A 26,055-nucleotide genomic window follows, 5' to 3' on the forward strand; every position below is an offset into this window, starting at 1 on the left:
CGCCGGTCCGGCTCCGGGCGGACGCGGTTCGCCCGGAGCCGGACCCGAGGCTCAGCAGCGGTCGAGCATCTCCTCCAGTGCCGCCTTCTCCGCGCTGTCGACGGACAGGCCGTACTCGTTCTTGACCTCGATCCAGGATCGGGCGTAGGTGCAGTGGAAGCTCCGCTGCGGCGGCTTCCACACCCCGGGGTCCTTGTCACTCTTGGCCTGGTTCACGTTGTCGGTGACGGCCCACAGCTGACTGGTGTCCAGGTCGTTGGCGAACGTACGGCGGCGCTGGGTGGACCAGTCCGCCGCGCCCGACCGCCACGCCTCGGCCAGCGGGACCATGTGGTCGATGTCGATGTCGGCGGCGTCCGTCCAGGTCTCCCCGTCGTAGGGCGAGTGCCACTCGCCGCGGACCGCGCGGCACTCGTTGTCCGCGACCACGTCCTGACCGTCACGCCGCAGCACGATCTCCCTGGTGTCACAGCGTCCCTCGACCCGGTCCCAGTGCGGGAACAGGTCACGCTTGAAGCCGGCCATGCTGTCGGCCGGGGCCACGGTGAGACCTTTGAGCTGGATCCGGGCGGTGGACAGGGTGGGCGGCGGGGGCGGCGCGGCGACGGCCGGCACGGTGAGGAGGGAAAGGGCGACGGCGAACGTGGATGCGCTCGTGACGAGCGGTGCACTGAGTTTCACGCGCCGGACGGTAGAGACGCGCCCACGGGCGGTTCGATGCTCCACGCGGTCCTTGACGATCATTGGGGCAGGTGCTGCCGCTTTCCTGACGAACGGGCGTCCAGGCTTTCCGAGCCCGGTACGAGGCGTGCCCGCACGGCCGGTTGACGGTCGCCGGGAGGCGGGAGACGGCGGGGCGAAGGTCCGGCCCGCCCGGCGCGTGGCCGCGGACGGCCGGAGGCCGGGTCCAGGGACTGACCGGCCGCCCACGGTGCCGATAGGATCCGTCATCTCGGAACGCATCCGGCTCGAAGAGGTGAAACGCGGCATTCGACGCGATGCGCACGGGATCCCCGGGACGCCCAGCGTCGCCCCCTTCGAGTGACGGAGTGCCGCCCCCATGACCTCATCCCGGCGCGCCGAACGGCGCACGGTCACCGTCGGCGTCGTGCAGCTCACCGCGGCCCACGGAGACGTGGCCGCCAACCTGGACGCCATCGAGGAACTGGCCGCGGCCGCCGCGGCGGACGGCGCCCGGGTGGTGGTGACCCCGGAGCTGGCGCTGACCGGCTACCTGTGGCCGGACGAGGACGCGGTGCGCGGCCTCGCCGAACCGGTGGACGGGCCGTCGGTCCGCCGCCTGGCGAAGCTGTGCCGGAGCACCGGGACCTGGCTGGTGCTCGGCCTGCCGGAGCTCGACCCCGGCCTCGGCACCCTGCACAACACGTGCGTGCTCGTCGGCCCCGACGGCCCCGCCGGCGCCTACCGCAAGGCGCACTCCTTCGTCGCCGATCCGCTGTGGGCGGTGGACGGGCACGCCCCGCCCCCGGTGTGGGACACCCCCGCGGGCCGGGTCGCCCCGCTGATCTGCGCGGACGCCGACTACCCCGAGACGGCCCGGTACGCCGCGCTGGCCGGGGCCGACTGGGTCGCGCTGCCCACGGCCTGGGTGTTCGAACCGGGGCCGAGCGCCGTCTGGCGGCTGCGCGCCTGGGAGAACGGGCTGCCGCTGGTCGCCGCCGACCAGGCCGGGGCGGAGAGACTGGGCGCCCGCACCGTGCAGTTCGCCGGCGGGAGCTGCGTGCTCGACCACACCGGGACCGTGCTCGCCGCGCTGGACGACGGCCCGGGCCACCGTACGGCGACGCTCGACCTCGACGCCGCGGCGGCGGCCAGACGCGCCCGCCTCGCGGCCCGCCGCCCGGCCGAGTACCGCCCCCTCGCCCGCGCCACCGTCTGGCCCCGCCCCGACCGCGACGCCCTCCTCGGCGCCGCCGCCCGTTCCGGCGACCTCACTCTCGCGGTCCTGTCCGCGTCCCCGATCCGGCCGGGGACGGCGGCGGCTCCGCCGCCTCCGGAGGGCACCGGGCTCGCGGTGCTGCCCGCGTTCCACCTGACCGGCGGGGTGCCCGAGGCCGCGCGGGCGGGGCGGGCGGTGGACGGGCTGCGGGAGTGGTGCGCGGAGCACGGGTGCGAGGCGGTCACCGCGCTCGCCGTGCCCGCGGACGGCGGGGCGGCGCGGTACGCCGTGGTGCTCGTCGGCGCGGCGGGTGAGATCGCGCGCCGGGAGGTGACGCACCTCGGGGCGCACGCGGCGTGGGCGGAGCCGGGGGAGGAGGGCCCGCGCACGGTCGCGCGGCCGTGGGGGAGCCTGGGGCTGCTGGCGGGTGAGGAGCTGGAGCCCTTCGAACCGTCGCGGGCGCTCGCGGTGCTCGGCGCCGACGTGCTGGCGGTGCCCGCGGCGGTGGACTGGCCCTTCCCGGTGCCGTTCGCCGGTACCAGGGTGCCGCTCAACCCGGCGGAACTGCGGGCGCCGCAGGAGGTGTTCGCCCATCCCGCGCGGCTGCGCGCCGGAGACTCGCACGTCTGGGTCGCGATGGCGAACGCGGGGCCGGTGCCGGGCGGGGTGTTCTCCCCGGACGCGGTGACGGTGCCGCGCGGCGAGGCGCTCGCCAGGGGAGAGGGCTGGGCCTCCCTGCGGGCCGACCTGGGCGGCGCGGCCGGACCGGGCGCGGCGTGCGCCGCCAAGCCCCAGCTCGCCCGCCGCCGTACGGACCTGTTCGGCGCCGCGATGCTGCGGCGCTGACAGCCGCCCGGCGGCGGGCGCGGCGGGTCAGCCGACGAACAACTGGGTGAGCTTCAGGATCAGCTCGTAGACGCCGTAGGCGAGGGGCAGCCCCACCCACAGCCACGCGAGCACCATCAGCCCGGTACGGCGCGAGCCGTGATCCGCGGTCGTCATGACGCGTCCCCCTTCGTGACCAGCGGCTCACGCTCCTCCGCGGGAGCGGGCTCGTGGAACCGGGAGTTCACCGGCCGGATCAGCTCGTTGGCCACGAACCCCACGGCGAGCAGGCCGATCATGATGTACAGCGACGTCGTGTACAACGCGGGCCCGGTACGGCCGGCGTGCTCCTGCGCGTCGGCGATGGCGTTGACGATCAGCGGCCCCAGCACGCCGGCGGTCGACCAGGCGGTCAGCAGCCGGCCGTGGATCGCGCCCACCTGGTAGGTGCCGAACAGGTCCTTCAGGTAGGCGGGGACGGTCGCGAAGCCGCCGCCGTAGAAGGACAGGATGCCCAGCGCGCAGATGATGAAGATCGGCTTGGAGTTGTCGCCGAAGTGCGCGATCGACAGGTACAGCAGGGCGCCCACGCCGAGGTAGACCCGGTAGATGTTCTTGCGGCCGATCAGGTCGGAGGTCGAGGACCACACGATCCGGCCGGCCATGTTGGCCAGCGACAGCAGGGCGACGAAGCCCGCCGCCGCGCCGGCCGCGACCGGCGTGGCCGTGTCGGCGAAGAAGTCCTGGATCATGGGGGCGGCCTTCTCCAGGATGCCGATCCCCGCCGTGACGTTGAAGCACAGCACGATCCACAGGCACCAGAACTGCGGGGTGCGGATCGCGTTCCTGGCCGACACGTTGGCGGTGGTGACCAGGCGGCGCACGGTGGTCCTGGCGGGTGACCAGCCGGGCGGCGTCCAGCCGTCCGGCGGCACGCGGATCAGGAAGACGCCCAGCGACATGAAGACCGCGTAGACCAGGCCGTGCACGAGGAAGGCGGTGGCGATCCCGCCGGTGTCGGTGCCGAAGGACGACAGCATCTGCGCCGACCAGGGCGAGGCGATCAGGGCGCCGCCGCCGAAACCCATGATCGCGATTCCGGTGGCCATTCCGGGCCGGTCCGGAAACCATTTGATCAGCGTGGAGACGGGCGAGATGTAACCGATACCGAGGCCGATACCGCCGACGAAGCCGTATCCCAGCACCACGAGCCAGTACTGGTGGGTGTAGACGCCGAGGGCGGAGAGCAGGAAGCCGGAGGAGAAGCAGATCGCCGAGACGAACATCGCCCAGCGCGGGCCGTTGCGCTCGACCAGCGTGCCGCCGAAGGCGGCGGACAGGCCGAGCATGACTATGCCCAGCTGGAAGGGCAGGGCGCTGAGCGTGCCGGACAGGCCGAGCGCCGATTCCAGTGGGGGCTTGAACACACTCCAGGCGTAGGCCTGGCCGATGGCCAGGTGCACCGACAGCGCCGCGGGGGGTACGAGCCAGCGGCTCCAGGTGGGGGGCGCAACAGTGTGCGATCGATCGAGGAAACCGAAATTGGGTCTTTGACCCACTTCGTCACGCATGCCGGAACAGTATGTCAAAAGCTGGGTAAGCGTCGAGATCTTCGTCAATATCCGGCAAGATCCACGGTGACGTGCGGTCAAAGGAGAGGGCGAGGATCGACGTGGAAGAGATCGGCGTACCCGCGGGCGTGGACCCGACTGTGCCCAGTGTGGCCCGGATGTACGACTATTACCTGGGCGGCAAGGACAACTTCGCGGCCGATCGGGCGGCCGCCGACAAGATCATCGAGATTTTACCCAACGTCGGTGACATCGCCAGGGAGAACCGCGCCTTCCTGGTCCGCACGGTGACCCATCTGGCCGGGCTGGGCGTCCGCCAGTTCCTCGACATCGGCGCCGGCCTGCCGACCAGGCGCAACGTGCACGAGGTCGCCCAGGAGGCCGCCCCCGGGTCACGGGTCGTCTACGTGGACAACGACCCCATCGTGCTCGCGCACGCCCGCGCCATCCTCGCCGAGAACGCCGACGTGATCGCCCTCGACGCCGACATGCGCGACCCGGCGGCCCTCCTCGCCCACCCCGGGATCCGCGCCCACCTCGACTTCTCCCGCCCCGTGGCCATCCTCATGCTGGGCGTCCTGCACTTCGTCCCCGACGACGCGGAGGCGTCCGCGATCGCCGGGACCTTCAGGGCGGCCCTCACCCCCGGCGGCTACCTCGTCGTGTCGCACGGCTCCCTCGGCGAGCTGACCGAGGAACAGGAGAAGGAGGGCCGCTCGGTCATCGGCCGCACCTCGGTCCCCGGCGCCACCTCCCGCACCCCCGCCCAGGTGCTGTCCTTCTTCGACGGCCTCGACGTGCTGGACCCCGGCGTCGTCCCGCTCCAGGACTGGCGGCCGGAGGACCGGGCGCCGTTCCACGAGCCGGGCCAGGCGGGGGCGGTCGGCGGGGTGGGGCGGATGCCCTAGGAGGTGTGCGCAGTGAGCCGCGGCAGACCGGCCGGCACGTCGGCCCCTGCCCCGGCCGGCCCGCTCGACTCGCGCCGTTCTGCGACCCGCCGCCGCTCGGGACGACCGGTGCGTCAGGTCGGGCGGAACCGGTCGGTGGCCTGGACGAGGTGGTGCAGGATGCCGGGCTCGGTGTAGGCGTGGCCGGCGTCGTGGACGAGGTGGAAGTCGGCCTCCGGCCAGGCGCGGTGCAGGTCCCAGGCGGTGGCCATCGGGGTGCACGCGTCGTAGCGGCCCTGCACGATCACGCCGGGGATGTGCCTGATCCGGTCCACGTCGCGGATCAGCCGCCCGGACTCCATGAAGCCGCCGTGCGTGAAGTAGTGGTTCTCGATCCGGGCGAAGGCGAGGGCCATCCGCTCCTCGCCGAAGTCGGCGACCAGGCCGGGGGAGGGCCGCAGGGTGATCGTGCCGGCCTCCCACTGCGCCCACGCCCGCGCCGCGGGCTCCCGCACGGCCGGGTCGGAGCTCTCCAGCCGCCTGCGGAACGCGGCGATCAGGTCACCGCGCTCCTCCTCCGGGATCGGCGCCACGTAGGACTCCCACAGGTCGGGGAACAGGTAGGAGGCGCCCTCCTGGTAGAACCAGCGCAACTCCGCCTCGCGCAGTGTGAAGATCCCGCGCAGGATCAGCTCGGTCACCCGGCCGGGATGCGTCTGGGCGTACGCCAGCGCGAGTGTGCTGCCCCACGAGCCGCCGAAGACCTGCCAGCGCTCGATGCCGAGGTGCTCGCGGAGCCGTTCCATGTCCGCCACCAGGTGCCAGGTGGTGTTCGCCGCCAGGGACACCGCCGGGTCGCTGGCGTGCGGCAGGCTGCGCCCGCAGTTGCGCTGGTCGAACAGCACGATCCGGTAGGCGGAGGGGTCCCACTGGCGCCGGTGGTCCGCCGAACAGCCGCCCCCGGGGCCGCCGTGCAGCATCACCGCCGGCTTGCCCCCGGGATCGCCGCAGACCTCCCAGTAGACGTGGTTGCCGTCGCCCACGTCGAGGAGGCCGGACTCGTACGGTTCGACAGGCGGATACAGGCTCATGACCTGGCATCCTGTCACATCGCCCGGCGGGCGGGCGGCAGCTCAGAACAGGCCGTTCACCGGGGGCTCGGCGCCGGTGAGATGGTGGGCGCCCACCACGGCGGCCTTCCACTGGCGGGGGTTGTGGCTGGCCACGGTACGCGCGTTGCGCCAGTGCCGGTCCAGGTTGTGCCCGCGCAGCGTCGCCGAGCCGCCGGCCACGTCGAACAGCAGCTCGCCCGCCTTGAGCGCGGCCTCGGCGGCGAAGAACTGCGCCTGGGCCACCTCGACGGACGCCCCGGTCAGCGAGGCGGGGGAGAGGCCGTCCCGCCAGGCGCGGTCGATCGCCCCGGCCGCGCGCAGCACCGCCGCCTCGGCCGCGTAGGCGCGGGCGGAGATCTCGCCCACCGCCTGCCGGACGTAGGGGTCGTCCACCGAGCGGACGGCGCCGCTGTGCTGGATGGGCCTGGCCCGCTCGCGGGCGAAGGCGACCGCGTCGGCGAGGGCGTTCCTGGCGATGCCCGCCTGCACCGCGGCCAGGTAGAGCTGCAGGAACGGGGTGACCGGAGAACGCCCCTCCCCGGCGTCCCGGTGCACGATCTCCTCCGGGTGGACGGTGACGTCGTCCAGTTCGGTGGTGCCGCTGGCGGTCAGCCGCTGGCCGATGCCGTCGAAGTCGTCCACCAGGCGCAGCCCCGGACGGTCGCGCGGCACGGTGAAGAACACCTTCCGCCCCTCCTCGTCCACCGCGACGCTGCCGATCCAGTCGGCGAACAGCGCGCCCGTACTGTAGAACTTCACCCCGTTGACCTTGTAGTGGTCGCCGTGCCGGGTGATCCGGGAGCCGACGGCGCCGTTCGGCCCGCCGGTCTCCCAGCCGGCGTTGCCGAAGACGTCGCCGGCCAGGAACCTGGGGAACCACACCTGCCGGTCGGTCTCCGGCCCGGCCAGCAGCGCCTCCACCCGCCCGAAGCAGGGCCGGACCGCCTGGGCGATGTTGGAGTCGGCCGCGGCCAGGTCCACGACGAAGCCGATCACCTCCTCGACGGAGGAGCCGGCGCCGCCGTACCGGGCCGGGACGCGGAAGGTGAACAGGCCGGCCTCGGCGAGTCGGCGGACCTCCGCGCGCGGCAGCTCGCGCAGCCGTTCGCGGTCGGCCGCGCCCGCGGCCAGCTCGGCCAGGAGCGCGCCGGCGCGCTCGCGCAACCCGGTCACGCCGGAAGCAGGGGACATCTCGGGGTCCTTCTCGACAAGCTGTGCTGGAACGGTACGTGTCATGGCGAGCCGGGTCAGAGCAGGCCGTGCCGGGGTGGTAGCTGACCGTTGAGGACGTAGCGGCCGATGTGCTGGAGCTTCCAGCGGGCCGGGTCGTGCAGGGTGTGCGTCCTGGCGTTGCGCCAGTGCCGGTTCAGGTTGAGCGGCTCCAGGCTGGAGCGGGTGCCGCCGAGCTCGAAGACCGCGCCGCCCAGCTCGACGGCCACCGGCTCGGCGTACGCCTTGGCGGCGGCGACCGCGATCGAGGCGGCGCCGTCGTCGGCGATCACGCGGACGGCCGGCCGGTCGGCCACAGGCGGAGCGCTTTCGGTACTCATGGGGGTCTTTATCCGTTCTGCGAAGGAAGCTACGATCTACCCTAATCCCTCAAAACAGGTAGGCAATATATGCAATACGTCACATTGCAATGACACACATCACATTGCCCCTTTAAGGTCTGGGCCCATGACCCGAGGCACCCCCTCCCGACCATTCCTGCTCTCCGCACTGCTCACCCTGTCCCTGGCCGCCTCGCTGGCCGCCTGCGGCGGCGCCGTCACCGGCGCGGGCGCCGGCGGCGGCGCCGGTGACGGCGCCTCCGGCACGCCGCGCCGGGGCGGCACGCTGGTGCTCGGCGAGAACGGCGACGAGCCGGCCTGTCTCGACCCGCACCAGCTCAGCGCCACCAACACCACCGTCGTCGACCGTCCGATCTTCGACTCCCTGCTCTGGCAGGACCCCGCGGGCAAGCTGCACCCCTGGCTGGCCTCCTCCTGGAAGGTCTCGCCCGACGGGCTCACCTACACCTTCGAACTGCGCCACGGCGTGAAGTTCCACGACGGCTCCGCGTGGAACGCCGAGGCGCTCAAGGCCAACTTCGAGCACATGCGGGACCCGGCCACCAAGTCCCCGCTGGCCGCGGCGTACATCGCGCCCTACAAGGACGCCGAGGTGACCGGCGAGTACACGCTGGAGGTGCGCCTCGCCACGCCGTACTCGGCCTTCCTCAACGTGCTGGCGCAGTCCTACCTGGGGATGATCTCCGCCAAGCAGATCAAGGAGGCCCCGCAGACCACCTGTGAGCACCCGATCGGCTCCGGCCCGTTCGTCTTCGGCAAGTGGGTCAAGGGGCAGAACATCACCTACCGCCGCAACCCCGACTACACCTGGGGCCCGCCGGGAGCCGCGCACACCGGGCCCGCCTACCTGGACGGGCTGGAGATCCGCTTCCTCGCCGAGGACGCCACCCGCTACAACGCGCTCGCGTCCGGCGAGGTGAACGTCATCGACAACACCCCGCCGGTCAACGTCCCCGACGTGAAGAGCGACCCCGGTCTGCGCTTCGCGTCGATCGAGCGGCCCGGCCACCCCTTCTCCATCTGGCTGAACACCTCCCGCGCGCCCTTCGACGACGTCCGGGTACGGCGGGCGATCACGCTCGCCGTGGACCGCCGGGCGATCGTGGACAGCGTGTCCTTCGGCCAGTGGAAGGTGGCCGGCGGCTTCGTCACCCCCTCCACCCCCGACTACGCCGGCGACCCGGAGGGGAAGATCTCCCACGACGAGGCCGAGGCGAACCGGCTGCTCGACGAGGCCGGCTGGAAGCGCGGGCCGGACGGCATCCGGGTCAAGGACGGCAGGCGGCTGACCGCGGTCGCCCTGGACACCGGCGCCGTCCCGCAGAACACCCAGATCCTCGTGCAGGCCCAGGCCGCCGCGGCGAAGGCCGGCCTGCAGGTGAAGATCGAGAGTGTCACCTCGCAGGTCCAGTCGGACCGTACGGCGAGCGGCGACTTCGACATCTCCGTCGGCATCTGGACCACCAACACCGCCGACGTGCTGTGGATCCAGTACTCCTCGGCGAACATCACCACCCCCGACCGGCGCGGCCAGAACACCACCCGGCTGGACGACCCCGAGCTCGACCGCCTCCTCGACGACGCCCGCAAGGCCACCGACGAGAAGACCAGGGCCGGGCTCTACACCCGGGCGCAGGCGAGGCTGATCGACCTCGCGCCCGCCATCCCGCTGTACAACCGGCCGAGCCTCGTCTCCCGTCAGAGCACGGTCCAGGGGCTGGGCTGGGACAACGCCTACGGCGCCGTCAACTTCTACGACACCTGGCTGGATCGATGAGAACGACTGTACGCATGGCCGCCGTGACGATCGGGGCCTCCCTCCTCCTCGCGGCCTGCGGCTCCGGCGGCGACACCGGCGACACCGGCGGCACCGCGACCGGCGGCTCGCCGGACACCGGCACCCCGCGCCACGGCGGCACCCTGGTGCTCGGCGAGAACGGCCAGGAACCCACCTGCGCCGACCCGCACGGCAACGCCAGTTCCGACGGCCCCGTGGTCACCGTCCCGGTGTCGGACTCGCTGGTCTGGTTCGACCAGGACGGCACGATCGAACCGTGGCTGGCCGACAGCTGGACGATCTCGCCCGACGGCCGCACCTACACCTTCAAGCTGCGCCACGGCGTGAAGTTCCACGACGGCTCCGCGTGGAACGCCGAGGCGCTCAAGGCCAACTTCGAGCACATGCGGGACCCGGCCACCAAGTCCCCGCTGGCCGCGGCGTACATCGCGCCGTACAAGGACAGCAAGGTGATCGACGAGTACACGCTGGAGGTTCATCTCTCCTCGGCCTACTCGCCGTTCCTCAACGTGCTCGCGCAGGGCTACCTGGGGATGATCTCCGCCAAGCAGATCAAGGAGGCCCCGCAGACCATCTGCGACCACCCGATCGGCTCCGGCCCGTTCGTCTTCGACAAGTGGGTCAAGGGACAGAGCATCACCTACCACAAGAACCCGGACTACAACTGGGGTCCGAAGGGCGCCAAGCACACCGGGCCCGCCTACCTGGACGGGCTGGAGATCCGCTTCCTCGGCGAGGACGCCACCCGCTACAACGCGCTGGCCTCCGGCGAGGTGGACGCGATCGACTTCACGCCGCCGCAGAACGTCGAGGACGTCAAGGCCAACCCCGACCTCGCCTTCCTCAGCGCGATCCGCCCCGGCCACCCGATGTCCTTCTGGCTGAACACCTCCCGCGCCCCGTTCGACGACGTCCGGGTACGGCAGGCGCTGCTCTACTCGGTGGACCGCGAGTCGATCATCAAGGGCATCTCCTTCGGGCAGTACCGGGTGGCCTCCGGGTTCATCAACTCCTCCACCCCCGACTACGCCAGCGGTCTCGAAGGCAAGATCGAGTACAACCCGGACAAGGCCGGCAAGCTCCTCGACGAGGCCGGCTGGACCACCAGGGGCGCCGACGGCATCCGCACCAAGGACGGCAAGCGGCTGGTCGCCTACTTCCCGATCGACCCGACCTTCCCCGCGCAGCGCATGCAGATCGCGGTCCAGACACAGGCCGCGGCCAGGAAGGCCGGCATCGACATCCAGATCCAGACGCCGTCCACCCAGGAGGTCAGCGACCGCGCGCTGGCCGGCGACTACGACCTGACCTCCGGCCTGTGGGCCACCAACACCGCCGACGTGCTGTGGATCCAGTACTCCTCCAAGAACATCACCACCGACGAGCGGCGCGGCCAGAACGTCGCCCGGCTCTCCGACGACGAGGTGGACCGCCTCGTCCAGGAGGCCAGGGAGACCACCGACAAGGCCCGGCAGACCGAGCTGTACAACCAGGTCCAGGCCAGGCTGATCGAGCTGGTGCCGGCGATCCCGTACTACGAGGACCCGCGGCCGGTCTCCTACAACAGGAAGGTCCACGACCTGGTCCTGCCGCCCGCCTACCCCTCGCCCTACTTCTACGACACCTGGCTGGACGAATGAACCGCGTCCTGCGGCTGATCGGGTGGCGGCTGCTCGCCGGCGCCGGCGTGCTGTGGGGCGCGGCGACCCTGAGCTTCCTGGTCATCCAGTTCACCCCCGGCGATCCCGCCCAGGCGATCGTCGGCGGGGAGAACGCCGCGCCCACCCCCGAGGTGATCGCCCAGGTCACCCGGGAGTACGGCCTGGACCGGCCGTGGTACGAGCAGTACCTGTCCCACCTGGGCCGGGTGCTGCACGGTGACCTCGGCACCTCCTACCGGCTGCACGAGCCGGTGACCCAGGCGATCGGCGAGCAGGCGGGCGCCACCGTCGAGCTCGCGCTGGCCGCCGCGGTCGTCGCGCTGACGCTGTCGGTGGCGGTCGCCCTGGCCACGGCCAGGCGGCGCCGCTGGGTCCGCGGCGCCGCCTCCGGGGCCGAACTGCTCGTCGCCTCGACGCCGTCGTTCTGGCTCGGCATCCTGCTGCTCACGGTCTTCTCCTTCGGGCTGCGGATCCTGCCGGCCACCGGCAGCCACGGGTTCCGGTCGCTGATCCTGCCCGCCTTCGCGCTCGCGCTGCCCATCGCGGGCGTGCTCGGCCACGTGCTGCGCGAGGCGCTGGAGGAGGTGCTGGAGGAGCCGTTCATCGTCAGCGCCCGCACCCGCGGCCTGGCCGACCTCACCGTGCGGCTCCGGCACGCCCTGCGGCACGCGCTGACCCCGCTGGTCACGATGTCGGGCTACTGGGTGGGCGCGCTGCTCGGCGGCGCGGTGATCACCGAGACGCTCTTCACCCGGCAGGGGATCGGCCGGCTCCTGATCAGCGCGGTGGACGCCAAGGACCTGCCCGTCGTGCTCGGCGTCGTGCTGCTCTCCGCCGGGATCTACGTCCTGGTCAACCTCGTGGTGGACCTGCTGTACCTGGTCATCGACCCGCGGCTGCGGGAGGTCCCGGCGGCGGCCGGACGAGTCGTGGAGGGAGCCGCGTGAAGGGGATCAGACCGGGAGTGTGGCTGGCCGCGCTGGTCCTCGTCCTGCTCGTGGCCGCCGCCCTCGCCCCGCACCTGTTCACCGGGCAGGACCCGCTCGCGGTGGACAGCGCGCGGACCCTCCAGCCGCCCAGCGCCGAGCACCTGCTCGGCACCGACGAGAACGGCAGGGACGTCTACAGCCGGATCGTCTTCGGCACCAGGACCTCGCTGCTGCTCGGCTTCGGCGCGATCGCGATCGCGCTGGTCGGCGGCGGCCTGCTCGGGGTGCTGGCCGGGCTCGGCAACCGCTTCGTCGAGGGCCTGATCATGCGCCTGTCCGACGTCGGGCTCGCCTTCCCCGAACTGCTGCTCGCCCTGGTGGTGATCACCGTGGCCGGCGGCGGCACGTGGAACGCGCTGGTCGCCATCGGCGTGGCCAACATCCCGAACTACGCGCGGGTGGTCCGCGCCCAGACGCTCTCCATCCGGCGGTCCACCTACGTCGAGGCCGCGCACGCCCTCGGCCTGTCCGGTCCCCGGGTGGTGCTGCGGCACGTGCTGCCGAACGCGGTCAAGCCCGTGCTCATCCTCGCCACCATCGGCGTCGGCACCGCGCTGGTCGCCGGCTCGGCGCTGAGCTTCCTCGGCCTCGGCACCCCGCCCCCCGAACCCGAATGGGGATCGATGCTCTCCACCGCCCGCAACTTCATCTCGCGCGCCTGGTGGTACGGCGTCTTCCCGGGCGCCGCCATCACGCTCACCGTGATCAGCGTGACCGTCGTCGGCAGATGGCTGCGGCTGCGGTCGGAAGGGAGGACCTCGTGACGGCGGTGCTGCGGGTGGAGAACCTGCGCATCGGATTCGGCGCGGGCACCGTCGTGGACGGGATCTCCTTCGAGGTCCGCCGCGGCGAGTGCCTCGCCCTGGTCGGCGAGTCCGGCTCGGGCAAGAGCGTCACCGCGCGCACCCTGGTCGGGCTCACCGGCGACGGCGCCACCGTGCGCGCCGACGCGCTCACCTTCGACGGCCGGGACCTCACCCGGCTGCGCGAACGCGACTGGCGCGCGATCCGCGGCGGCCGGATCGGCTTCGTGCTCCAGGACGCCCTGGTCTCCCTGGACCCGCTGCGCAGGGTGGGCAAGGAGATCGACGAGGTGCTGGCCGCGCACACCCCGCTGTCCCGGCGGGCCCGCGCGGAGCGGATCGCCGAACTGCTCGCCCAGGTGGGCGTGCCAGAACCCGGGCTGCGCGCCAGGCAGCTCCCGCACGAGCTGTCCGGCGGGCTCCGGCAGCGCGCGCTCATCGCCACCGCCATCGCCGGCGAGCCCGAGCTGATCATCGCCGACGAGCCCACCACCGCGCTGGACGTGACCGTCCAGGCCCAGGTGCTCGACCTGCTCGCGAAACTGAAGAGCGAGGACAGGTCGCTGCTGATCATCAGCCACGACCTGGCCGTGGTGTCCAGGCTCGCAGACCGGGTCGCGGTGATGAAGGACGGCCGCATCGTCGAGCAGGGGCCGGTCCACCAGGTGCTGCGCGCCCCCGCGCACGACTACACCCGGAGCCTGCTCGCCGCGATCCCCGCCGAGCACACCAAGGGCACCCGGCTGTCCGGCACCCCGGCGCCCCCGGGGGAACGCCGCCCGCCGGGCGACGTCGTGATCCGGGTGGACGCGGTGACCAAGTCCTTCCGCGGCCCCGACGGCGTCGCCCGGCAGGCGGTCCGCGACGTGTCCTTCACGCTGCGCGCCGCCGAGACCGTCGGCATCGTGGGCGAGTCGGGTTCGGGCAAGACCACCACGGCCAGGATCGCGCTCGGCCTCACCGAACCCGACTCCGGCTCGGTCCAGGTGGGCGGCCAGGCGTGGTCCGAGGTCACCGGCCGGGACCGCCGCGCCCTGCGCCGGAGCGTCCAGGTGGTCTACCAGGATCCGCTGGCGTCCTTCGACCCCCGTTACACCGTCGCCAAGGTGCTCGACGAGGCGCTCGCCGTCGCCGCCGTGCCCCGCGAACGGCGCAGGGACCGCGCCGTGGAACTCCTCGAACTCGTCGGCCTCGACGCGCGGCACCTGCCCAGGCGGCCGTTGCAGCTGTCCGGCGGGCAGCGCCAGCGGGTCGCCGTCGCGCGTGCGCTCGCCCCGCGGCCCGCGGTGATCGTCTGCGACGAGCCGGTGTCCGCCCTGGACGTCTCGGTACAGGCCCAGGTGCTGGACCTGCTGGACGACGTGCAGCGGCGGACCGGCGTCGCCTACCTGTTCATCTCGCACGACCTCGGCGTCGTCCACCACGCCTGCGACCGGGTCCTGGTGATGAAGGACGGCCAGGTGGTCGAGCAGGGACCGGTGGAGACGGTCTTCACCTCGCCCGAGCACCCGTACACCCGCGAGCTCATCGCGGCCATTCCCCGGCTGACCGCGGCGTAAGGAACGACAGTGACTCACGTGATCAAGACCGACGAGGAGGCCGTGGAGGTCGCCCGCACGCTGGCCCGCGGGTTCGCCGAGGGCGCGGCCCGCAGGGACGCCGAGCGGATCCTGCCGGTGGCCGAGTTGGACGCGCTGTCGGCCAGCGGCCTGCTCGGCATCACCGTCCCCGCCGCGTACGGCGGGGCCGGCGTCCGCACGGCCACCCTCGGCGCCGTCATCAGGGAACTGTCCGCCGCCGACGGCAGCATCGGGCAGATCCCGCAGAACCACTTCTGGTACGTCGAGGCGCTCAAGGAGAACGGCGCCCCCGAGCTCCAGGAGTTCCTCTTCGCCGAGGTGCTGGCCGGCAAGCGGCTGGGCAACGCGGCGGTGGACGACCGGGCGCCCGACGGCACCCGGCTCCGCACCCGGCTGCGACCGGCGCCGGACGGCTCCTTCCTCATCTCCGGGCGCAAGATCTACTGCACCGGCGCGCTGTTCGCGCACTGGATCCCGGTGATCGCCGTGGACGACGAGGACCGCCACCACACGGCGTACGTGCCACGCGACAGCCCCGGCCTGACCGTCGTGGACGACTGGGACGGCATGGGACAGCGCACCACGGCCAGCGGCACCGTGGTGCTGCGGGACGTACGGGTGAGCGCCGGGCGGATCGTGCCCAGCCACCTCACCCACCGGCGGGCGAGCACGTTCCGCAGCTTCGGGCTGCTCATGCACGCCGCCATCGACACCGGGATCGCCGAAGGCGCGCTCGCCGACGCCGCGGCCTTCCTGCGCGGCTACACCAAGGGCGGCTGGCCGGGGAACGAGGCCACGAGGGTCGTCGAGGATCCCGTGGTGGTCCAGCGGTTCGGCGAGCTGGCCGTACTCGTCCGGGCCGCGCGCGCCCTGCTGGAGAGCGCCGGGGACGTCGTCGACGAGGCCCGCGAGGCCATCGCCGGCACCGCGGACCCCGAGGAGGCGGCCCGCTGGGAGGGCGAGGCGGCGGTGGCCATGGCCGCCGCGCGGGCGCAGGCCGACACCGCCGCCCTGCGCGTGACCGGCGAGTGGTTCGAGCTCGCCGGCGCGGGCTCCTCGCTGCGCGCGCACAACCTGGACCGGCACTGGCGCAACGCGCGCACCCACACCGTGCACGACCCGCGCCGCGCCAAGGTGCACGACGTCGGCGACTTCCACCTCAACGGCATCCTCCCCGCCCGCCCCTACGAAACGCGGAGCACACGACCGTGACCGGCATCATCCACTTCAACCTGTTCGAGATGAACACCGTGGGCCACATCCAGCACGGCCTGTGGACCCACCCCGCCAACCAGCGGCACCGCTACACCGACCTGGAGTACTGGACCGGCCTCGCCCAGCTGCTGGAACGCGGCCTGTTCGACGCCGTCTTCCTCGCCGACGTGGTCGGCCTCTACGACCGCTACCGGGGCGGCGCGGACACCGCGATCAGCGAGGCGGTGCAGGTGCCGGCGAACGACCCGCTGCTCGTGGTGCCGGCGATGGCCGCGGTGACCCGCCATCTCGGGTTCGCGGTGACCTTCTCCACCACCTACGAGCCGCCCTTCGCGCACGCCCGCCGGATGTCCACGCTGGACCACCTGACCAAGGGCCGGGTGGCGTGGAACGTGGTGACCTCCTACCTGCGCGGCGCCGCCAGGAACTTCGGCCTCGACGACGAGATCGAGCACGACCTGCGTTACGAGATCGCCGAGGAGTACCTGGAGGTGCTCTACAAACTGTGGGAGGGGAGCTGGGAGGATGGCGCCGTGGTCCGCGACCGGGAGCGCGCCGTTTACACCGATCCGGCCAAGGTGCACCCGATCGACCACGTGGGCAAGCACTTCAGGGTGGCCGGGCCGCACCTGTCGGAGCCCTCGCCGCAGCGCACCCCGGTCCTCTACCAGGCGGGCAACTCCGAGCGCGGCAAGGACTTCGCGGCCAGGCACGCGGAGGCGATCTTCACCGGGGCCCCGTCGCTCGCGGCGCTGCGCGAGGAGATCGCCGACATCAGGCGCCGCGCCGCCGCCTTCGGCCGCGACCCCGACCACGTGAAGGTCTTCCCCGGCGCCTCGATCATCGTCGGCCGCACCCAGGAGGAGGCCGACGCCAAGGTCGCCGACCTGCAACGGCACATCCGGGTGGAGGGCTTCCTCGCCCAGCGCGGCAGCGGCATCGACTTCGCGGCCTACGACCCGGACGAGCGGATCGACGACCTCGTGGCCCGCGGCGGCGACTTCACCGAGCGGGCCGTCCGCCACCTGGTGGGCAGGGATCTGCGGGTGCGTGACGTGCTCGACTCCATCGGCCGGATCGGCGCGGGCGGCCCGCTCTTCGTCGCCGGCGACCCGGGCACGGTGGCCGACGAGATCGAGCGCTGGGTGGACGAGACCGGCGCGACCGGCTTCAACCTCATGCAGTACCTGTCCCCGGGCACCGCGGAGGACTTCGTCGACCTGGTAGTCCCCGAACTCCAGCGCCGCGGCCGCTACCGCACCTCCTACGAGGACACCACCCTCCGCGAACGCCTCCTCGGCCCCGGAATCCACCACCTCCCCCCCACCCACCCCGGCTCCACCCACCGCAACCTCTGACCCCCCTCCCCCCACCCATCCCGCTCACCGCCACCTCTGACCCCACCATCCGCCTCCCCGCCACCTCTGCCCCCACTTCCACCCACCCGCCCCGCTGACCGCCGCCTTTGCCCCCACTTCCACCCACCCGCCCCGCTGACCGCCGCCTTTGCCCCCCACTCCGCCCCTCCCGCTGACCGCCCCCTCTGGCCCCATTTCCGCTCATCCGTTCTGCCTGCGCCACCTCTGACCCACCGGCCCCCCACAACCCACCGGCCCCTCGCAACCCACTGGCTCCACGTCTGCGGCCAGTTCCGCCCGCCCGTCCGCTCCCCGCCTCGTCCCCTTCCCACAGGCCCCTCCGCCCCCGGCTCCTCGCTCTCGCCGCCCATATCCCCGCCCCCGCCCTGCCCCGGTTCCCGTCCGCCCGGGGCGAGGAGCCCTCTCCCCGGGGATAGGCATGCACGTTTTATGCATAGATGTCTTGTTTTGCACGAAATGAGCAGTATGGTGGGTTCGGTGTCGGGGGAGGGTGTCCTCCGCGACAGGAGGTGGCTAAGAGGATGGTGAGGAAGAAGCGAGGTCGCGTAGCCGCTGGGCCGGAGCGGGCGTGACGCAGGTCGTGACACAGGTCGTGACACAGGTCGTGATCGTGGCCGACGATCTGACGGGAGCGGCCGACGCCGCGGCGCCGTTCGCGGCCCGGATGCCCACCGTCGTGTCGGTGGCCCCGGCGGCATGCCGGCCGGACGCGCAGGTCGTCGCCGTGGACACGGACACCAGGTACGCGCCCGGTCACATCGCCGCGGAACGCGTCCGCGCCGCCGTACTGCGCGCTGCGGGCTCCGGGGCGCGGGTCGTGAAGAAGATCGATTCCACGCTCCGCGGCAACGTCGCCGCGGAGGTCGCGGCCGCGGCGGCCGTCCTCGGCGGCGCCCGCCCGGCGCTCGCCGTGATCGCCCCGGCGTTCCCCGCCACGGGACGGACCACCCTCGGGGGCGTGGTCCACCTGTACGGCGTGCCGTCCGGGGGCGACATCGCCGCACTGCTGGCGGCGGAGGGGCTCGGCACGCGGCTGACCGGCCTCGCCGTGGTGCGCGACGCGGACGCGCTCGGTGCGTGTTTCGCGCACGCGTACCGGACCGGTGTGGACGCGGTGGTCTGCGACGGTGAGACCGACGACGACCTCGCCGCGATCACGGCCGCGGGCCTGGCCTGTGCCCATCCGGTCCTCCTCACCGGCTCCGCGGGCCTCACCACCGCCCTGGCCCGGCACATGGCCCGGCACATGCGCGCGCAGGGGGAGCGCGCCGGACGCCGGACCTCGCGAAGGACCTGGGGGAGGTCCTTCGCGGCAGGGGGGGAAACGGGCCGGGAGGCGGTTCACGTGCCTCCCGGCCCCGCCCTGGCCGTCATCGGCAGCCGCTCCGGCACCGCCCGCGCCCAGCGCGCCGCCCTCGTCGCCACCGGCTGGACTCCGGTCACCATCCCCCCGGCCACGTCTTCGAACATGGCTTCGGCCGTGCCTGGGGCCATGTCCCGGCCCACCGTGGGGGTCGCCGAGTCCGGCGGCCTCGACGCCGAAGCCGTGGTGCGCGCGGTCGGGGAGGGGCTGGCCGTGGGGGACGTGGTGCTCTCCGTGGATCCGGACGCGGGGGTGGACGGGGGCCGCGCGGGGGAGACGGCCGGGGTGCTGGCCGCGGTGGCGGCGGCTGTCGCGGACCGGGTCGCCGTGCTCGCGGTGACCGGCGGGGAGACCGCCCGCGCGCTGATGACCCGCCTCGGTGCCACCGAACTGCGCATAGCGGGCGAACTGGAGCCAGGCGTGGTGGCGGGCCACCTCACAAGCCGCCCGGAAGAAGACCCACCGCGTGCCGGGCACCCGGAAGAGGGCTCAGAGCGTGCGGGACGGCCGGATGAGGACGTGCCGCACGCTGAGCAGTCGGGAGAGGATGTGTCGCGTGCGTGGCGGTGGGGAGAGGGCTCACCGCATAAGAGGCGGCCGGGAAAGGACGTATCGCACGCAGGGCGACTGAGGGAGGACGTGTCGCACGCGGGGCAATCGGGTGAGGACGTGTCGCACGCGGGGCGGTCGGGGGAGACGTCGTTGTGCGTGGGGCCGCCCGGGGGAGGGGAAGGGCTTTTCGTCACCAAGGCGGGTGGGTTCGGGGACCCGGGGACGTTGGTGCGGGTGTTGCGGGCCGTACGGCGGGCGGGGCGCGCCGGGGCCGGATCGGCGCGGGCGTGAAGGCCGGCGGGCGGGAGCGGGCGGGGCGGCCGATCGTGGCGATCACGATGGGCGACGCGGCGGGCATCGGACCCGAGATCATCGTCAGGGCGCTCACCGAGCGCTGGGTGTACCGCGGCAGCAGGCCGCTGGTCGTCGGGGACGCCGAGCGGCTGCGCAGGGCCGTCGCGATCGTCGGCGGGCAGGGGTGCGTGCACCCGGTGGACGGACCGGAGGACGGTGCCTACACGCGAGGCGTGATCGACTGCGTGGACCTGGCCTGCATCCCCGCCGACCTGCCGTTCGGCGTGCTGAGCGCGACGGCGGGAGAGGGCGCCTACCGTTTCGTCGAGCGCGCCGTGGAACTGGCCATGGCGGGCCGGGTCGAGGCGATCTGCACCGCCCCGCTGAACAAGGAGGCGCTGCACACCGCCGGGCACCGCTATCCCGGGCACACCGAACTGCTGGCCGCCCTCACCGGCACCCCCGAGGTGTCGATGATGCTGAGCGCCCCCGGGCTGCGGGTGATCCACGTCACCACGCACCTCGGCCTGCTGGACGCGGTCTCCAGGATCGACCCGGGACTCGTCGAGCGCACCGTGCGCCGCGGGCACGCCGCCCTGCTCAGGGCCGGGGTCCGCGCGCCGCGCGTCGCCGTGTGCGGGATCAACCCGCACGCCGGGGAGAACGGCCTGTTCGGCCGGGGCGAGGACACGGAGAAGATCGTCCCCGCGATCCGGCGGCTCAACGCCGCCGGCATAGACGCCCGCGGCCCGCTGGCCGCGGACACGGTCTTCTTCCGGGCGGTACGCGGCGACTTCGACCTCGTCGTCGCGATGTACCACGACCAGGGGCACGCGCCGGTGAAGGTCATGGGCCTGGAGGAAGGGGTGAACATCACCCTCGGCCTGCCCGTCGTACGCACCAGCGTGGACCACGGCACCGCGTTCGACATCGCGGGCACCGGCCGCGCCGGGCACGCGAGCATGGTGGAGGCGATCCGCCAGGCCGTGGAACTCGTCCCCCGTCACCCGGACCCGGGGGAGATCGAAGGGGGAGGGAAGCCGTGAAAGCCGAGCAACGCCGCGCCAGGATCGGGAACCTGCTCCAGGCGCATCCCGTCACGGTGGAGGAGATGGCCACGATGTTCGCCGTCTCACCGTCGACGATCCGCCGGGACCTCGCGGAGCTGAGCTGCCGGGGCGCGATCGTGCGCACGTACGGCGGGGCGCTGTCCGCGGCGCCCGGCGAGCAGTCGGTGCGCGAACGGGAACGGCTGGCCCGCGCCCACAAGGCCGCCATCGCCAAGGTGGCCGAGGGCCACGTACGCCAGGGCGCGTTGCTGCTGCTCGACGCGGGCACCACGGTCGGCGCGCTGGCACAACGCCTGGCCACCTGGTCGGGCATCACGGTCGTCACGAACGGCCTCACCACCGTGGACGCGCTGGCCGACAGCGAGGGCGTCGAACTCGTCGCGCTCGGCGGCGCCGTACGGCACGTCAGCCTGGGCATGATCGGCCCCATCGCGGAGGGCGCGCTGCGCTGCATCACCGCCGACGTCGCCTTCATCGGCGGGGACGGCGTCGTCGCGGACCGCGGAGTCTGCGAGGGCACCGCGGAGCAGGCCGCGCTGAAGCGGCTCATGGTCGAGCGGGCCCGCGACGTCTACGTGCTGGCCGACTCCACCAAGCTCGGCCTGGCCGGCGGCCACTGGTGGACCACGCTGGACCGCCCGTGGACGCTGGTCACCGACAGCGAGGCGGACCCGGAGCGGCTGGCCCCCTTCCGGGCGTGTCCCGGGGTCACCGTGGAGATCGCCTCGCTCTGAACGGTGGTCCGGTCAGTGCTCGTCCCAGTGGTCGTCGTGCATCGCGTGGCGGTGGCCGTCGTGCACGAAGTCCACGTGGTCCCCGTGCGGCACGGCGACGTGCCCGCAGCCCATCTCGTGCCGGTGCTCGTGCCGCTGGTGGACGGTGTGCCCGCCGCCGCCGCACTCGTCGGCGTGGTCGCCGTGTGCTCGGTGCAGGCATCCGTCGTGGACGTAGTCGACGTGGCCCTGGTGCGGCACGGCCACGTGCCCGCAGCCCTCGCCGTGCCGGTGCTCGTGGCCGGTGTGCGGGTGGTGTTCCGTGGACGCCGTCATGGTTCCCCCCGTGAAAGCCGTGATTGCCCCACATCACCTCATACCCGGATTTATGGCATGAAACGGCCCTTATGTGGGATGACGTGGCACGTGCCTCATCGGGACCCTCGCCCGGCCGGACGCGACGGGCGTGGAGTAGCGTCCTCGCCGGGCCGCATCCCTGGCGGACCGGGGGCAGACCGGGGGCACGGGAGTGTGGCGGCGTACGGATCCCGGGCGGATCGAGGAGACCGAACAATGGGTGGAGTCGATCTCCGGTGCACCGTGCTCGTTGTCGAACGTAGAAAGCAGGGTCAATGACACAGAACGCGAAGTTCCTCTGGGGCGTCGCCACCTCGTCGTACCAGATCGAGGGGGCCGTCGGTGAGGACGGGCGCACCCCGTCGATCTGGGACACCTTCTGCGCCACACCGGGCGCCGTGGCGGACGGCGACACCGGCGCGGTCGCGTGCGACCACTACCACCGGATGCCCGAGGACGTCGCGCTCATGGCCGGGCTGGGCGTGGACGTCTACCGTTTCTCCCTCGCCTGGCCCCGGGTTCAGCCGGACGGCAAGGGCGCCGGCAACCCGGCCGGGATCGCGTTCTACGACCGCCTGGTGGACGAGCTGCTCGCCAAGGGCATCCTGCCGTGGATCACGCTCTACCACTGGGACCTGCCGCAGGCGCTGGAGGACGCGGGCGGCTGGCCGGCCAGGGACACCGCCTACCGGTTCGCCGAGTACGCCGAGATCGCCTACAACGCCCTCGGTGACCGGGTGCGCCAGTGGACGACCATGAACGAGCCGTGGTGCTCGGCCATGCTCGGCTACGTGTTCGGCCAGCACGCGCCGGGCCGCAAGGACGCCCGCGCCGGCATGGCGGCCGTCCACCACCTGCTGCTCGGGCACGGCCTCGCGTCCCGGACGATCCGCGACGCCGCCGCGAGCCGGGGCCGCTCAGAAGGGCTGGAGGTGGGCATCACGCTCAACCTCTCGCACAAGATCCCGGCCAGCGACTCGCCCGCCGACCTGGCCGCCGCCCGCTGGGACGACGGCATGAGCAACCGGCTCTACCTCGACCCGCTGCTGCGCGGCGAGTACCCCGCCGACATCGCGGGCAAGCTGGCCGAGCTGGGCTGCCCGCTCCCCGTCGAGGAGGGCGACCTGGGGCTGATCAACCAGCCGGTGGACGTGCTGGGCGTCAACTACTACACCTCCCGGGTGGTGCAGGCCGCGCCGGTGGGAGGCAACGGCTGGCCGGCGTCCAGGAGCGTCCCGCGCGACGTCGAGCGCACCGCGATGGACTGGGAGGTCACCCCCGAGGCCCTGACCGACCTGCTGCTGCGCCTGGAGCGCGACTACCCCGGCCCCGCCTGGTACATCACCGAGAACGGCGCCGCCTACCCCGACGTCGCGGACGAGTCGGGCTACGTGCGGGACACCGCCAGGGAGAACTACCTGCGCACGCACATCGACGCCGCGCTGGAGGCCCGGGGCAAGGGCGTCAACCTGCGGGGCTACTTCGCCTGGTCGCTGCTCGACAACTTCGAGTGGGCCTACGGCTACGACCGCAGGTTCGGCATCGTGCGCGTCGACTACGACACCCAGAAGCGCACCCCCAAGCGGTCCGCGCGGTACTTCGCCGAGCGGATCGCGGCGGAGAAGGCCGGGCAGTTCCCGCAGTCCTGACCGGCCACCTCCCGCAACCTCCCGGCGGCCACCTCCCCGGCGGCCACCTCCCCGGCGGCCACCTCCCCGGCGGCCACCTGGCCGGCGTCCTGGAAAGGCGACGATGCCCACGATCCGCCCGTACGACCTCGCAGACCTGCCCGGCATGTACCGGGTGTGCCTCCAGACCGGCGACTCGGGCCGGGACGCCACCCGCCTCTACCGCGACCCGGACCTGCTCGCGCACATCTACGCCGGGCCGTACCCGGTCGCCGACCCCGGTCTCACCTGGGTCGCCCGCGACGACCAGGGGGTGCTCGGGTACATCGTCGCCACCGCGGACACGCCGGCGTTCGAGCGGTGGCTGGAGGACGCCTGGTGGCCGGGCCTGCGCGAACGGTATCCGGCGGAGCTCGCCGCCGACCCGGGCGACGGCACGGAGGACTGGCGGCGCGTCGCTCACATCCACCGGCCCCGGCGCTTCGCCGACCCGCTGCACGAGCCGTACCCCGCGCACCTGCACATCGACATCCTGCCCCGGGGCCAGGGCGCGGGGCTGGGCCGCAGGCTCGTCGAGACGCTGACCGGGGCCCTGCGCGCCCGCGGTGTGCCGGGCCTGCACCTGGGTGTCGGCAGCGGCAACCCGCGGGCCCTCGCCTTCTACCTGGCGGTGGGCTTCCACGAGGAGCGCCGGGGCGAGCGGGGCAGCACCATGACCATGGACCTGCGGACCTGACCGCTCACGCCTCGCCGGTCGCCTGCCCGGGGATCCGCTCCCGCCAGGCGACCTGGAGCTCGGCGATCCGCTGGAAGGCGCGCTTGAAGCCGGCGTACACGTCCTCGCCCAGCTCCTCCGCGTGCCGCCGCTCGATCCCGGCCACGATGGCGTCCGAGGTGGACATCATGTCCAGGCCCAGCGCGGTGGGCACCACCAACTTGGCCCGCCGGTCCTGCGGGTCGGGCTCCCGCCGCACGTAGCCGAGCGCGGTCAGCTCGTCGACGAGCGTGCTGATGACCTGCTTGTGCTGGCCGGACTGCTGCGACAGCTCGGTGGCCCGGCTGCCCTCGGCGTCGAGGTACACCATCACCGCGCCGTGCCTGGGACGCAGTCCCGGATGGCCGCGCCGGGCCAGCGTCTCGAACAGTTCCTTCTGCAGGTTGAACAGCACCCGGCCGGTCAGCATCCCCAGATCGGGATCCGCCTGCTTGCCTACGCTGCGCCGCATCGGCCGCCTCTCCACATTCGCCTGGCGTGAAGGACGGGCCGGCTGCCGTGCCGGCCCGCGTTCTTCTCCATAAGAACGGCGTAGATCACCCACACGGTTCACCTCGGACCGGGCGACTTCGAGAAACTGCCGCGGTCTCGCGTCACGAGCCGCGTACCCCCGCCGGCGGACCGCCGCGGAAAACGCCCTTCCGGTCTTCCCGGTCGGCTTCTCCCGGTCAGCGTGCGATGGCCACCATGAGCCGGCCGGCGGTCGGCCTCTTCGACGGGTCCTTGTCCAGGCAGGCGGCCACGGGGTCGCGGAGAGGCGGCGGGAGGTCGCGCAGGTCGGGCTGGTGGTGGAGCACGGACTCGTAGATCTGGAACTGCGTGCCGCCGCCGAAGGCCAGGCGGCCGGTGGCGCCGAAGTACATGGACGATGCCCAGCTGAAGATGTCGGACGGGGGACCGACGGACCGGCCGGAAACCTGTTCCGGTGACATGTACGCCGGGGTTCCCCTGACGCCGGCGGAGGCCGTGCTCACCTGGTCCAGGGCCCTGGCGATGCCGAAGTCGATGACCCGGGGACCATCCGGCCCGAGCAGCACGTTGGCGGGTTTGAAATCGCGGTGCACGATCCCGGCGGAGTGGATGGCGTTGAGCGCGGCCGAGGTCGCGATGGCCAGCCGGATCAGGTGGCCGACATCGAGCGGGCCCTCATGGCGCACCTGCCACTCCAAGGAGTTTCCCTGGACGAACTCGCTGACGATGTAGGCGACGTCGCCCTCGATGCCCGTGTCGAGGATCCGGGCCGTCGAGAACTGGGGCACGCGCTGAGCGGATGCCACTTCGCGCATTAAGTAGGCGAGTTCCTCCGATCTGCCGCGAAACCGTTCATGCAGCACCTTGACCGCGACCTGCTGCCCATCCGGCGCTCTTCCGAGATGAACCGCCCCCTGGCCCCCCTCGCCGATCTTCTGCAGCAGAATGTACGGCCCCAGCCTGCCCGGACCGGTGAAACCGGAGGACGGGGCGGCTCCCCAGGGATCCCAGGTCGGCGACGGACGTCCGGGCGGTGTACTCGGCGGGTCAGTCGGTCGCGGGCGGTCCGTCGGTGAATCCGGGACCTGCGCCTTCGGCTGGAAAACCTGTTTACGGATGAGAAACGCGTGCAGCGTCCCTCCGCCGCACATGCCGCCGAACCAGAGCCACATGGCGACCGTGTTCCGCAGTTCGTCCTGCGGCGGATAATCGACGCCTGGAGCGAGGACCATGACGAAGACGAAGTACCCCAGATAACCACTCGCGGCCAGCCACAGTTTCTGTTGTGCCAACCGTGCGGCGGCGGAGCCGATGACGAACACCGTGCCGATACCGAGGGTGAGCAGCGGAAGGAGCGCCCAGACGATACTGAGCGTCTGCCGGGTGGACGACAGCCGAATCGGGGGATGGCTCGGGGGCACGATGGAAATCATACGGAGGAGCCGCGAAGGTACGTTCTGCATCAGGAATTCAGGCTTGCCGGAGTGAACAGTGCCGAACAAACGGATGATCATTGACGGGCGTTACGAACTCGATCCGGA

The 26,055-nt window shown here is 72.5% G+C and carries 23 protein-coding genes; 14 read left to right on the forward strand and 9 right to left on the reverse strand.

Features of this window, described 5'->3' with window-relative positions:
- Nucleotides 1-51: 51 nt before the first annotated feature.
- Complete coding sequence (locus tag QSK26_RS29645) at nucleotides 52-681, reverse strand: HNH endonuclease family protein (RefSeq protein ID WP_285778582.1); 630 nt, start codon at nucleotides 679-681, stop codon at nucleotides 52-54.
- 379 nt (nucleotides 682-1,060) lie between these two features.
- On the opposite strand from QSK26_RS29645, the gene QSK26_RS29650 reads away from it, so the two are divergent.
- The gene (locus QSK26_RS29650) at nucleotides 1,061-2,746 is read left to right on the forward strand and encodes a nitrilase-related carbon-nitrogen hydrolase (protein ID WP_285778583.1); all 1,686 of its coding nucleotides are present in this window, start codon (nucleotides 1,061-1,063) and stop codon (nucleotides 2,744-2,746) included.
- Between the two features lie 27 nt (nucleotides 2,747-2,773).
- On the opposite strand, the gene QSK26_RS29655 is transcribed toward QSK26_RS29650, so the two are convergent.
- Both QSK26_RS29655 and QSK26_RS29660 read right to left on the reverse strand, forming a co-directional pair.
- Complete coding sequence (locus QSK26_RS29655) at nucleotides 2,774-2,902, reverse strand: MFS transporter small subunit (protein ID WP_285778584.1); 129 nt, start codon at nucleotides 2,900-2,902, stop codon at nucleotides 2,774-2,776.
- Nucleotides 2,899-4,296 (reverse strand): L-lactate MFS transporter, encoded by a 1,398-nt coding sequence (locus QSK26_RS29660; RefSeq protein WP_285778585.1) that lies wholly within the window; start codon nucleotides 4,294-4,296, stop codon nucleotides 2,899-2,901. The genes QSK26_RS29655 and QSK26_RS29660 overlap by 4 nt, the downstream gene beginning before the upstream one ends.
- Nucleotides 4,297-4,397: 101 nt before the next feature.
- Here QSK26_RS29660 and QSK26_RS29665 point away from each other — a divergent pair, with 101 nt between their 5' ends.
- Nucleotides 4,398-5,204 (forward strand): SAM-dependent methyltransferase, encoded by an 807-nt coding sequence (locus QSK26_RS29665; RefSeq protein WP_285778586.1) that lies wholly within the window; start codon nucleotides 4,398-4,400, stop codon nucleotides 5,202-5,204.
- 113 nt (nucleotides 5,205-5,317) lie between these two features.
- On the opposite strand, the gene pip is transcribed toward QSK26_RS29665, so the two are convergent.
- The 3 genes from pip to QSK26_RS29680 are packed head-to-tail and all read right to left on the reverse strand — an operon-like array spanning nucleotide 5,318 to nucleotide 7,845.
- A complete protein-coding gene (gene pip / locus QSK26_RS29670) occupies nucleotides 5,318-6,274 on the reverse strand; it encodes a prolyl aminopeptidase (RefSeq protein WP_285778587.1) in 957 nt (318 codons plus the stop codon).
- Nucleotides 6,275-6,316: 42 nt separating this feature from the next.
- Nucleotides 6,317-7,486 carry an acyl-CoA dehydrogenase family protein gene (locus QSK26_RS29675; protein WP_285778588.1) on the reverse strand — a complete coding sequence of 390 codons (1,170 nt, stop codon included), beginning with the start codon at nucleotides 7,484-7,486 and terminating at the stop codon, nucleotides 6,317-6,319.
- A gap of 56 nt (nucleotides 7,487-7,542) precedes the next feature.
- Nucleotides 7,543-7,845, reverse strand: coding sequence for a hypothetical protein (locus QSK26_RS29680; protein WP_285778589.1), 303 nt, complete (start codon nucleotides 7,843-7,845; stop codon nucleotides 7,543-7,545).
- Between the two features lie 127 nt (nucleotides 7,846-7,972).
- Between QSK26_RS29680 and QSK26_RS29685 the strand changes: the two genes are divergently transcribed.
- The 10 genes from QSK26_RS29685 to QSK26_RS29730 all read left to right on the forward strand — a co-directional run bounded on the left by QSK26_RS29685 (nucleotide 7,973) and on the right by QSK26_RS29730 (nucleotide 21,304).
- Entirely contained in the window at nucleotides 7,973-9,643 is a 1,671-nt protein-coding gene (locus QSK26_RS29685; protein ID WP_285778590.1) for an ABC transporter substrate-binding protein, read from the forward strand.
- Nucleotides 9,640-11,304: an ABC transporter substrate-binding protein gene (locus tag QSK26_RS29690; RefSeq protein ID WP_285778591.1), complete on the forward strand. Its 1,665-nt coding sequence runs from the start codon at nucleotides 9,640-9,642 to the stop codon at nucleotides 11,302-11,304. Before QSK26_RS29685 ends, QSK26_RS29690 begins: the two co-directional genes overlap by 4 nt.
- Nucleotides 11,301-12,272 carry an ABC transporter permease gene (locus QSK26_RS29695; RefSeq protein WP_285778592.1) on the forward strand — a complete coding sequence of 324 codons (972 nt, stop codon included), beginning with the start codon at nucleotides 11,301-11,303 and terminating at the stop codon, nucleotides 12,270-12,272. Before QSK26_RS29690 ends, QSK26_RS29695 begins: the two co-directional genes overlap by 4 nt.
- Nucleotides 12,269-13,078 carry an ABC transporter permease gene (locus QSK26_RS29700; RefSeq protein ID WP_285778593.1) on the forward strand — a complete coding sequence of 270 codons (810 nt, stop codon included), beginning with the start codon at nucleotides 12,269-12,271 and terminating at the stop codon, nucleotides 13,076-13,078. The genes QSK26_RS29695 and QSK26_RS29700 overlap by 4 nt, the downstream gene beginning before the upstream one ends.
- Nucleotides 13,075-14,676 carry a dipeptide ABC transporter ATP-binding protein gene (locus QSK26_RS29705; protein WP_352244416.1) on the forward strand — a complete coding sequence of 534 codons (1,602 nt, stop codon included), beginning with the start codon at nucleotides 13,075-13,077 and terminating at the stop codon, nucleotides 14,674-14,676. Before QSK26_RS29700 ends, QSK26_RS29705 begins: the two co-directional genes overlap by 4 nt.
- Before the next feature lie 9 nt (nucleotides 14,677-14,685).
- Nucleotides 14,686-15,909, forward strand: coding sequence for an SfnB family sulfur acquisition oxidoreductase (locus QSK26_RS29710; RefSeq protein ID WP_285778595.1), 1,224 nt, complete (start codon nucleotides 14,686-14,688; stop codon nucleotides 15,907-15,909).
- Nucleotides 15,906-17,270 (forward strand): LLM class flavin-dependent oxidoreductase, encoded by a 1,365-nt coding sequence (locus tag QSK26_RS29715; RefSeq protein WP_285778596.1) that lies wholly within the window; start codon nucleotides 15,906-15,908, stop codon nucleotides 17,268-17,270. Before QSK26_RS29710 ends, QSK26_RS29715 begins: the two co-directional genes overlap by 4 nt.
- A 589-nt stretch (nucleotides 17,271-17,859) precedes the next feature.
- Nucleotides 17,860-19,497, forward strand: coding sequence for a four-carbon acid sugar kinase family protein (locus QSK26_RS29720; protein ID WP_285778597.1), 1,638 nt, complete (start codon nucleotides 17,860-17,862; stop codon nucleotides 19,495-19,497).
- The gene (gene pdxA / locus QSK26_RS29725) at nucleotides 19,494-20,546 is read left to right on the forward strand and encodes a 4-hydroxythreonine-4-phosphate dehydrogenase PdxA (RefSeq protein WP_285778598.1); all 1,053 of its coding nucleotides are present in this window, start codon (nucleotides 19,494-19,496) and stop codon (nucleotides 20,544-20,546) included. Before QSK26_RS29720 ends, pdxA begins: the two co-directional genes overlap by 4 nt.
- Nucleotides 20,543-21,304 carry a DeoR/GlpR family DNA-binding transcription regulator gene (locus QSK26_RS29730; protein ID WP_285778599.1) on the forward strand — a complete coding sequence of 254 codons (762 nt, stop codon included), beginning with the start codon at nucleotides 20,543-20,545 and terminating at the stop codon, nucleotides 21,302-21,304. The genes pdxA and QSK26_RS29730 overlap by 4 nt, the downstream gene beginning before the upstream one ends.
- Nucleotides 21,305-21,316: 12 nt before the next feature.
- On the opposite strand, the gene QSK26_RS29735 is transcribed toward QSK26_RS29730, so the two are convergent.
- On the reverse strand, nucleotides 21,317-21,619 hold the full coding sequence (locus tag QSK26_RS29735; protein WP_285778600.1) for a threonine dehydratase: 303 nt from the start codon (nucleotides 21,617-21,619) through the stop codon (nucleotides 21,317-21,319).
- A gap of 296 nt (nucleotides 21,620-21,915) precedes the next feature.
- Between QSK26_RS29735 and QSK26_RS29740 the strand changes: the two genes are divergently transcribed.
- Together QSK26_RS29740 and QSK26_RS29745 are read left to right on the forward strand one after the other, a co-directional pair.
- On the forward strand, nucleotides 21,916-23,289 hold the full coding sequence (locus tag QSK26_RS29740; RefSeq protein WP_285778601.1) for a GH1 family beta-glucosidase: 1,374 nt from the start codon (nucleotides 21,916-21,918) through the stop codon (nucleotides 23,287-23,289).
- 103 nt (nucleotides 23,290-23,392) lie between these two features.
- Complete coding sequence (locus QSK26_RS29745) at nucleotides 23,393-24,004, forward strand: GNAT family N-acetyltransferase (protein WP_285778602.1); 612 nt, start codon at nucleotides 23,393-23,395, stop codon at nucleotides 24,002-24,004.
- 4 nt (nucleotides 24,005-24,008) lie between these two features.
- On the opposite strand, the gene QSK26_RS29750 is transcribed toward QSK26_RS29745, so the two are convergent.
- Together QSK26_RS29750 and QSK26_RS29755 are read right to left on the reverse strand one after the other, a co-directional pair.
- Nucleotides 24,009-24,494, reverse strand: a complete 486-nt coding sequence (locus tag QSK26_RS29750; RefSeq protein WP_285778603.1) for a MarR family winged helix-turn-helix transcriptional regulator — start codon at nucleotides 24,492-24,494, stop codon at nucleotides 24,009-24,011.
- Nucleotides 24,495-24,711: 217 nt separating this feature from the next.
- Nucleotides 24,712-26,028, reverse strand: a complete 1,317-nt coding sequence (locus tag QSK26_RS29755; protein WP_285778604.1) for a serine/threonine-protein kinase — start codon at nucleotides 26,026-26,028, stop codon at nucleotides 24,712-24,714.
- Between the last annotated feature and the right edge of the window lie 27 nt (nucleotides 26,029-26,055).

The sequence above is a fragment of the Microtetraspora sp. NBRC 13810 genome (assembly GCF_030268685.1).
In the GTDB taxonomy this organism is placed as follows: domain Bacteria; phylum Actinomycetota; class Actinomycetes; order Streptosporangiales; family Streptosporangiaceae; genus BSRQ01.

Bases quoted from the DNA above. Each gene is read 5' to 3' on its own strand.
- QSK26_RS29650 (WP_285778583.1), top strand. From the start codon at position 1,061: ATGACCTCATCCCGGCGCGCCGAACGGCGCACGGTCACCGTCGGCGTC.
- QSK26_RS29655 (WP_285778584.1), bottom strand. From the start codon at position 2,902: ATGACGACCGCGGATCACGGCTCGCGCCGTACCGGGCTGATGGTGCTC.
- QSK26_RS29660 (WP_285778585.1), bottom strand. From the start codon at position 4,296: ATGCGTGACGAAGTGGGTCAAAGACCCAATTTCGGTTTCCTCGATCGA.
- pip (WP_285778587.1), bottom strand. From the start codon at position 6,274: ATGAGCCTGTATCCGCCTGTCGAACCGTACGAGTCCGGCCTCCTCGAC.
- QSK26_RS29675 (WP_285778588.1), bottom strand. From the start codon at position 7,486: ATGTCCCCTGCTTCCGGCGTGACCGGGTTGCGCGAGCGCGCCGGCGCG.
- QSK26_RS29680 (WP_285778589.1), bottom strand. From the start codon at position 7,845: ATGAGTACCGAAAGCGCTCCGCCTGTGGCCGACCGGCCGGCCGTCCGC.
- QSK26_RS29685 (WP_285778590.1), top strand. From the start codon at position 7,973: ATGACCCGAGGCACCCCCTCCCGACCATTCCTGCTCTCCGCACTGCTC.
- QSK26_RS29690 (WP_285778591.1), top strand. From the start codon at position 9,640: ATGAGAACGACTGTACGCATGGCCGCCGTGACGATCGGGGCCTCCCTC.
- QSK26_RS29695 (WP_285778592.1), top strand. From the start codon at position 11,301: ATGAACCGCGTCCTGCGGCTGATCGGGTGGCGGCTGCTCGCCGGCGCC.
- QSK26_RS29735 (WP_285778600.1), bottom strand. From the start codon at position 21,619: ATGACGGCGTCCACGGAACACCACCCGCACACCGGCCACGAGCACCGG.
- QSK26_RS29740 (WP_285778601.1), top strand. From the start codon at position 21,916: ATGACACAGAACGCGAAGTTCCTCTGGGGCGTCGCCACCTCGTCGTAC.
- QSK26_RS29745 (WP_285778602.1), top strand. From the start codon at position 23,393: ATGCCCACGATCCGCCCGTACGACCTCGCAGACCTGCCCGGCATGTAC.
- QSK26_RS29750 (WP_285778603.1), bottom strand. From the start codon at position 24,494: ATGCGGCGCAGCGTAGGCAAGCAGGCGGATCCCGATCTGGGGATGCTG.
- QSK26_RS29755 (WP_285778604.1), bottom strand. From the start codon at position 26,028: ATGATCATCCGTTTGTTCGGCACTGTTCACTCCGGCAAGCCTGAATTC.